Source organism: Tangfeifania diversioriginum, assembly GCF_900141875.1.
Taxonomy (GTDB): Bacteria; Bacteroidota; Bacteroidia; order Bacteroidales; family Prolixibacteraceae; genus Tangfeifania; species Tangfeifania diversioriginum.
The window spans coordinates 1-6,431 of sequence record NZ_FQZE01000063.1 but is presented as its reverse complement, the minus strand read 5'-3'; the positions used below and the strand labels follow the sequence as shown (position 1 = coordinate 6,431).

4 protein-coding genes are annotated in these 6,431 nt (G+C 41.0%); all 4 read right to left on the bottom strand.

Annotated features, from left to right (window positions below):
* Positions 1 to 186: 186 nt before the first annotated feature.
* On the bottom strand, positions 187 to 852 hold the full coding sequence (locus tag BUC07_RS20150) for a porin family protein (RefSeq protein WP_073174114.1): 666 nt from the start codon (positions 850 to 852) through the stop codon (positions 187 to 189).
* Between the two features lie 16 nt (positions 853 to 868).
* Positions 869 to 3,973 carry an efflux RND transporter permease subunit gene (locus tag BUC07_RS20145; RefSeq protein ID WP_073174111.1) on the bottom strand — a complete coding sequence of 1,035 codons (3,105 nt, stop codon included), beginning with the start codon at positions 3,971 to 3,973 and terminating at the stop codon, positions 869 to 871.
* Positions 3,974 to 3,978: 5 nt separating this feature from the next.
* Positions 3,979 to 5,013: an efflux RND transporter periplasmic adaptor subunit gene (locus BUC07_RS20140; protein WP_073174109.1), complete on the bottom strand. Its 1,035-nt coding sequence runs from the start codon at positions 5,011 to 5,013 to the stop codon at positions 3,979 to 3,981.
* A 7-nt stretch (positions 5,014 to 5,020) separates the two neighbouring features.
* Positions 5,021 to 6,431: TolC family protein (locus BUC07_RS20135; RefSeq protein WP_073174106.1), on the bottom strand; the 1,411-nt coding region annotated here is incomplete at its 5' end.

The following is a 6,431-nucleotide window of genomic DNA, read 5'->3' as shown; positions in this document are numbered from 1 at the left end:
TAACAGATTTGTGGCAAAATCCATCAATACACTGACTGTCAGGGGGTTTGATTAAATATTTTGATGACTTGGTTTGCTCATTTTCAAATAGTTATTAACATTTTTAACGGAGTGTTGGGTATTAAATAAATACAAAAAACCGGGACTTTCATCCCGGTTCGTTTACCTTTTTACTTAAAAGTGGTTTCAGAAAAGCAGTCCCAGTTTAAAGGATGCTGTTTTGTTTCGCCAGTCGCAGTTATCATCCTGAACTACTTTTTTTAATCCCATTTCGTAGCTCAATGAGGTTCGGATGGCATTCTTTTTAAGAAAGGGAAATTCAGCCCCCAGTTCAAATGACCAGCCAAAATCCAAATCGTCTGTATAGTTTTCAATTTCAATTTTCTCATCATTCAGTTCATAATCGCTTTCTATAAGAAATCCCAAGTAAGGGCCGGTTGAAAAAAACAGGTGTTTTGTATCTCTTTTGGCTGAAGAAAATTCTGCTTGTAATGGAAGCACGGCGTAATGCAATGTTCCTGTTACTTCTGTTTCATCATTTCCTGTTAATCCAAGATTCAGCTCCGAAAGTTCTGTTTTCTTACCTTTTCCCTGGTATGAAACACCCGTTTTGATAGTAACCCAGTCATTCAGGTTGTGCAATGCAAAAATCCCCGCATTAACTCCCGCTTTAATATCGTTGTTATCGCAAATATTGCCGATGTCGGAGAGTGTAGAGGCATTTATACCGGCTTCAACAACCCAATCTGTTTGGGCGTTTGCATTCAAATTGCCAGATAACGTGAAAAACAGCATTGCAGCTAGTGCAATTAAGTGTCTGTTAAATTGATGTTTAAAAGTGTTCTGTTTCATTTTTTTAAATTATTGATTATTTATTTTTTTCTTTTTTGAGTTCGTTTGGGTGAAAGGCAATATAAACTGCAGGCACAAACAACAATGTAATGAGTGTTGAAACTAGCAGCCCGCCAATTATGGTAATTCCCAGTGGAGAGAACATTTCCTTTCCCATTCCGGTGCTGGCAGCCATTGGAATCATTGCACACACGGTGGTTAATGTGGTCATTAATACCGGCCGCAAACGCGAACTTCCTGATTCAAGCACTGCATCAGTAAGTTTTGCTCCTTTGCGTCGCAGCTGGTTGATGTAATCCACCAGCACAATTCCGTTGTTAACCACAATTCCAATGAGCATGATAATTCCAATGAAGGTGGTAACACTCAGTGTTAACCCGGTTATTGCAAAAGCCCATATTACACCAATTGCCGTGAATGGAACTGAAAGCATTATAATCAGTGGATGTTTAAACGATTCGAACTGGGCAGCCATTACCATATAAACCAGCAAAATGCCCAGTATGAAAATCAGATATAAATCGCCGAATGATTCATCCTTGTTTTCTACCTGGCCTGCAATTTCTGCTGTAACTCCTTCCGGGAGATCAAAGTCTGCAAGGAACTGATTTACATTCGCGGCTGCTTCTCCGAGTGAAATTTGATCGAGATTTGCTTTTACAACTACATAACGTTGCTGTGATTTTCTGCGAATCTCAAGTTTTCCTTTTCCCATGCGAATATCAGCTACCGATGACAAAGTAATTTTTTCGCCCCTTAAATTGGTAAGTTGAATATTTCCAATATCTGTAATATCTTTTTTAAAGTCTTCGCCATACATCAGGGTGATATCATAATCTTCGCCTTCATCAGATAATGTGCCGGCATCCGTACCGTAAATACCCTGGCGAACTTGCATTCCTACCATGGCCACATTTAAACCGAGCGCCGACGCTTTTTTACGGTCAATGTGAATTTCAATCTGGTTTTTTCCATTATCGATGGTTGATTCAACGTCTGTCAGATACCCGCAATTTTCAAAATATTCTTCAACCGATCGGGCAGTACTGTTCAGTTCTTCAAAGTGTTTTCCGGAGAGAAAAACTTCAATTGGTTTATTGTTACCGAGCAGGGCAGCCGACAAAATACTTCCGGCCGATACATGGAATCGTTCAATTTCAGGAATTTCCTCTAATCGGGCTCTCAAAACTTCACCAATCTCTTTTGCTGAGCGCTCTCTTTCATCGGGTAATTCAAGATGGCACATCACGGTTCCAACATTTTTGCCCTCCGAAAAACCAACCGAAGACAGGATCCCATCCTGGGTTTGTCCTGCAATAACTGCAATTGAGCCCGGAACGCGCTCCGGTATTTCATCCTGCATAATGGAGGCAATCTTTTCTCCTATTTTACCGGTTGCATCAGCTCGTGTTCCAACCTCGGTTTCAAAGACCACTGTCACATCGCCGGCATCGAATTCAGGGATATAGTCGCTCCCGATTTTTTTCCCGGTATAAATTGACAACACCAAAATGGCCAAAACAAACAGGATGGTAACCGATTTATGAAAAATAACCCATGCCAGCAGCTTTTTATAGGCAGACTCGATAGCAACGAATATATTTTCAGACCATTTGAAAAAACTAAATTTACGCTCAGCCTTTTCATTTTTCTTTTTTAGCAGGCGTGAGCTAATCATTGGGGTTAAACTGAGCGAGGTTATCAATGAAGCAATCATGGTAACCGACGTCAAGATTGCAAGCTGTTTAAACATGATTCCAACAATACCGCCCATAAAAATCAGCGGGATAAAAACCATAAGGGTAGTAGCCGTTGAAGCCGAAATAGCCATTCCCATCTCTTTGGCACCTTCAATTGCCGCTTTATAAGGAGGCAGTCCTTCTTCTATTTTTTTTGTAATATTCTCGAGAATAACAATGGCATTGTCAACTACCATCCCGATGGCAATTATCAGCGAAATCAAAGAAAATATGTTAATGGTGTAATCGAGCACATACATCGTAATGAATGCCACAATCAGCGAGAATGGAATGGTAAGTGAAACGATAATACTGCTTCGCCATTCGCGCAAAAAAATGAAAACCACAAGAATTACGATAATAAAGGCATAAAGCAGCGATTCAGAAAGGTTGCCAATCGACTGGGTAATCACTTCGTCGGTTGAAATTATTTCAAATACTTCAACATCGTCCGGAAGGTCCTGCCTGATTTCGTCCATCTGCGAGCGAACGGCATTCACAACTTCCAGTGTGTTGGCGCCACTCTGTTTTTGAATCATGAAAGCTACGCCGGGTCCTTTTTCCGTGCGAATGTATTCATCGGTTTCCTTAAAGCCATCTTCAATTTTAGCAATGTCTTTTAGCTTGATAATCTTGTGATTGAAGTTGACAATCGGAATTTCCGCCAAATCCGTGGTTTTGTTGATTTCGCCCGGGATGTCAATGGAAAAATCAAAATCGCCGGTTTTAATATTTCCCCCCGGAATTTTTATGTTTTCAGCTTTAAGTACCGTAGCAATTTGTGTTGGAGAAATATTGTATGCCCTGATTTTTGCAGGGTTTAATGTTACTTTTATCTCTCTTTGTGGTTGTCCGAGGTAGATAACCGTACCAACTCCCTCAATTTTTCTGATGGGACTTGCAATGTTGTCTTCAATAATATTCTCAATGCCCTGGAAATTTTCATCGGCATTAATTCCGTACACCAAAACCGGTAACATTGAACTGTTTACTTTAAAAATGACCGGATTGTGAGCCTCCTCAGGCAAATGGCGTTTGGAAAGTTCAATCAGGTCGCGAACATTGTTGGCCGCCTCGGTGATGTCGGTTTTCCACCTGTATTGCAAGGATATAAACGATACATTTTCCTTTGATGATGACTCTATCTCTTTCATGTTTTCTGCTCCGGCGAGCAAAGCTTCGAGTGGTTTGGTTACCTGCTTTTCCACTTCGCCGGCCGATGCGCCCGGATAGGCTGTAATGACGGTCAGCGTTGGTAGTTCCATTTTTGGCATAATATCGAGCGGAAGTTTTTGCCACGATACGATGCCAAACAACAGTACAGCCAAAAATGCCATAGCGGTGGCTACCGGTCGTTTTACCGAAATATCTGTAATTTTCATCTTGTTTAATTTTTAATTGCAAGTTCCTGCCCTTCCTGAACTTTGTTTTTGCCTGTTACAATGATTTCTGTTCCTTCAGCAAGGCCATCAATAATTGCTTCTTCCCCAATTATTTTAACCAGGTTCACATTGTGTCTTTCAGCCGTATTGTTTTTTACAGCAAATACATAATTATTTCCTGTTCCCGGCTGTTGCACAACAGCCTGTTGTGGAACAAAACGGGCTGAATCTTCGGGCAACTTGAGCTGAGCTTTTCCAAACATGCCCGGCTTTAAAATTTGATTTCCGTTGTTTACCGATAGCTCGATGGTTGCGCTATGCGTAAGCATATTAAGCGCAGGTTCAATAAACGAAACAGTCGCTTCAAATTTTTTCCCCGGATAAACGTCGGTATAAATGGTGGCATGCATCCCTCTTTTTATTTTTTTCAAATCTTTTTCGTTGATATCGGCTTTAAAAATCAGACGATTGATTTGCATCAGGCTTACAATACCAGAAGTGAATGAATAACCGGCCTCCAGGTTAGGAGAGAAGAGGTAATTTTCACCCTCCTGAACGAGGTAGTCAGCGATTACGCCACTAAAAGGTGCTCTGATTTCTGTGTTTTTGCGCAGCATCTTTACTTTTGCCTCCGAAGCATCCAGTTTTGCTTTAAGGTGATCGTAATCTTGTTCGGTAACACTCCCTTTTTCTTTTAAACGCGCTATTTTTTCAAAGTCAGTTTGAATCGCATCGTGTTCAATTTGCGCCTGAATGAGCATCTCTTCAGAAAGCTGGACAAGCAGTTCGCCTTTATTAACGCGGGCGCCTTTGGGGTAAAATATTTTTTCGACTTTCCCCGGCAGGGCCGTTCCCAGGTTTGCTTCTTTGAAGGCGCAAAACGTGCCGGTTAAACTAAGTTCCGGTGCATAATTCTTTTTCACTACATGAGTGGTTTTTACGGCCACCGGTTTGTTTTCAACAGTTTTTACTTCTTCCTTTTGCTGACATCCTGCCAGAAGTAAAATTGTGATTGCTGCAAAATTTGTTAATCTGTTCATTGCTGAATTAATTTAATTGTCCTGTTACTTTTTTTACTAATGTTTTATTCAAAATGAATGCGGTTTGGGCCTCAATTTTGGCCGCTTTTGCTTTTTGCCAAAGCGCCTGGGCTTCAAGAATATCGGTAGTTTTTACCATTCCTTCTTCAAAATTGGTTTGCGTAACCTGGAGGTTTTCCTCAGCCTGAACCATGTTTGACCGCGCCATTTTTAAGTTTTTAACTGATTCGTTTAATTGAAAAAATGCCTGCTGAACTTCCAGTGCGAGCAGTTCATCGGTTTCTTCCATTTTTAATTCTGAAGCTTTTAATTCGGCTTTTGCTGCGTGTAGTGTATGCTTTTTATCGCCCCAGTGAAACAGGGGGATTTGGGCAACAACACCTACTGATAAACTGCCTCCAAATTCATTTTTTAACCCATTGTACGGATTTGGATTTGTCATGAGGTAACCTGCTGTTAGTCCAATGTTTGGCAAAAAGCGCGACCGCATCATATTTACACCTGATTGAGCCATATTTACAGATTGTTCCAAAATTTCCAGCTCTGGCCGGGCTTCGTATGTCTTTGCAATTTGATTTTGGTATTCCGCGTCAATGTTTTCCAGCTCAGAGTCATCAAGCGTCAATTCCTGACTGTTTGTAATCCCAATTAACTGGGCGAGAGCCATTTTTGCTAACGTTTCTCCGTTTTGTGCCTTCAGAAGGTTCAGGTTGGCTTCGTTTCGTTTTACCTTTGCTTTCAGAAGTTCATTTTGCGTTATTAAACCTTCGTCATAATAATCTTCAAGGTTGCTAACCAATTTGTTGAGCAGCTCAGCGTATTTTTGGGCCAGTTCAACTTTCTGGGTTAAAGAAATTACCTGCCAGTAGTAGCGCTCTACTTTATAGAGCACTTCAGAAGTTGTCATCTTTTTTTTGGAAGATGCAATATCTTCGGCATAACCAGCTATTTTATACGTTTCCCTGATTTTTCCTCCGGCATAAATCGGCTGGATGAAGCCTGCATTTAACAGGTAATAGGACTGGGTATTAACCGATAGTTCGTCCGCAGGAATCCAACCATAGTTTTTAAAAACAGCATTTCCTTCGGCATCAGTTACAGGCATGCCTGTTGCCGGGTTGATAACCAGGGTGGATTGGTCGAACAGTGAAGGATCTACTTTCCCCGCCTCATCAATTGATGAAGAGGAGACAACCGGGAAAAGCAAATCCTCGTTAAGGAGTTCAAACTGGTTGTTTAAATAAGTGTAGGTGCCTTCAATGTTGAAATTGGGTAAAAACTGCGTGAATGCAGCTTTTTTCAACGAAGTTGCAGCCTGTTTATTAAATTCCGCTGCCTTAATTTTCTGGTTGTGTTCCATTGCCATTTGCCGACATTCCTGCAGAGTAATTTTCTGCTGTGAAAAGCCTGCAAAAGGC